This window comes from Bacillus sp. MBGLi79 (assembly GCF_002953915.1).
Genome location: NZ_CP026521.1, coordinates 2,095,403 through 2,097,165, shown reverse-complemented (window position 1 = coordinate 2,097,165; position 1,763 = coordinate 2,095,403). Strand labels below are relative to the sequence as shown.

Below are 1,763 nucleotides of genomic sequence, written 5' to 3'. Positions count from 1 at the left end.
TTTTCCATAATAACCTCCAAGTGCATGCTTGCCGTTATTTATTATGCAAGAGAAAAAAAGGTTTGTAAACTGTTTTAAAAATAGGGACACAAATTGTGTCCCCTATTTTCTTTGAAAAGATCCTGCCGTGTGTTTTAAGGCAAGCGGCTTTTCAATCTTATTTTTTCACTTGGTTCATAACTTCTTCAGCAAAGTTTTCTTGGCGTTTTTCGATACCTTCTCCAACTTCGTAGCGGACGAATGTTTCAACTGTTGCATTTTTCGCAGCAACGACCTGTTTCACTTTTTCATCCGGGTTTTTAACGAATGCTTGATCAAGCAGGCAGATTTCTTCGAAGTATTTGTTCAGGCGGCCTTCAACCATTTTTGCGACGATGTTTTCAGGCTTTCCTTCTTGAAGCGCCTGCTGAGTCAAGATTTCGCGCTCGCGGTTCGCTTCTTCTTCTGACACTTGGTCACGGGAAATGAAGCGAGGGTTTACAGCTGCAACGTGCATCGCGATGTCTCTTGCTGTTTCTTCGTCAGTTGTGCCGTTAAGGACAGTCAATACGCCGATTTTTCCGCCCATGTGCAGGTATGCGCCGAATGCAGCGTCATCGCCTTTTGTCAGGACAGTGAAGCGGCGAAGCGTGATTTTTTCTCCGATTTTAGCAACCGCGCTTGTGATGTATTCTTCTACAGTTGAACCGTTAGCCATTTTTTGAGCCATAGCAGCTTCAACGCTTTCAGGCTTTTCAGCAAGAATGTGGTCAGCAAGGTCGTTCAAAAGCTCTTTGAAGCCTTCGTTTTTCGCAACGAAGTCCGTTTCGGAGTTCACTTCAAGAATAACGCCTGTGTTGCCGTCGGTTTTGATCAAAGTCAAACCTTCAGCCGCGATGCGGTCAGCTTTTTTGGCAGCCTTTGCGATTCCTTTTTCTCTTAGAAGATCGATCGCTTTATCCATGTTGCCGTCAGTTTCAGTTAACGCTTTCTTGCAGTCCATCATGCCTGCGCCAGTTTTTTCACGAAGCTCTTTTACCATTTGTGCAGTAATTGCCATTTTTGATTTCCTCCTTATATATCAAACAAAATATGTAAGTGTTGATCTGGTGAAAAAAAAGGTGATAAAAGGCAGACCCCCTTATCACCTTTTGACCAGGTTAAGCAGTTGTTGTTTCAGTTGTTTCTGCTTCTTTCGCTTCTGTTTCAGCTGCTTCTTCACCTTGTTTTGCTTCAAGGATGGCATCTGCCATTTTAGAAGTCAGCAATTTAACAGCGCGGATGGCGTCATCGTTCGCAGGGATGACAACATCGATTTCATCAGGATCACAGTTTGTGTCAACGATTCCGATGATCGGAATGTTCAGCTTGCGCGCTTCTGCAACCGCGATGCGCTCTTTGCGAGGATCGATGATGAACAGTGCGTCAGGAAGCTCTTTCATTTCTTTGATTCCGCCGAGGAATTTTTCAAGACGCTCTAATTCTTTTTTCAATTGAACGACTTCTTTTTTAGGAAGTACGTCAAATGTGCCGTTTTCCTGCATTTTTTCGATATCTTTAAGGCGTTTGATACGCTTTTGGATCGTTTCAAAGTTTGTTAACGTACCGCCAAGCCAACGTTGGTTGACATAGTACATTCCAGAACGTTCCGCTTCTTCTTTAACAGAGTCTTGAGCTTGCTTTTTCGTACCGACGAAAAGGATTTTTCCTCCGTCAGCTGCAAGGTTTTTCGTGAAGTTGTATGCTTCTTCAACTTTTTTGACTGTTTTTTGAAGATCGATGAT

2 protein-coding genes are annotated in these 1,763 nt (G+C 43.2%); both read right to left on the bottom strand.

Annotated features, from left to right (window positions below; translation table 11 throughout):
* Positions 1-157 precede the first annotated feature (157 nt).
* The gene (gene tsf, locus C1T29_RS10690) at positions 158-1,039 is read right to left on the bottom strand and encodes a translation elongation factor Ts (RefSeq protein ID WP_020451415.1); all 882 of its coding nucleotides are present in this window, start codon (positions 1,037-1,039) and stop codon (positions 158-160) included.
* 100 nt (positions 1,040-1,139) lie between these two features.
* On the bottom strand, positions 1,140-1,763 hold a 624-nt coding region (rpsB, locus tag C1T29_RS10685; protein WP_208945685.1), incomplete at its 5' end, for a 30S ribosomal protein S2.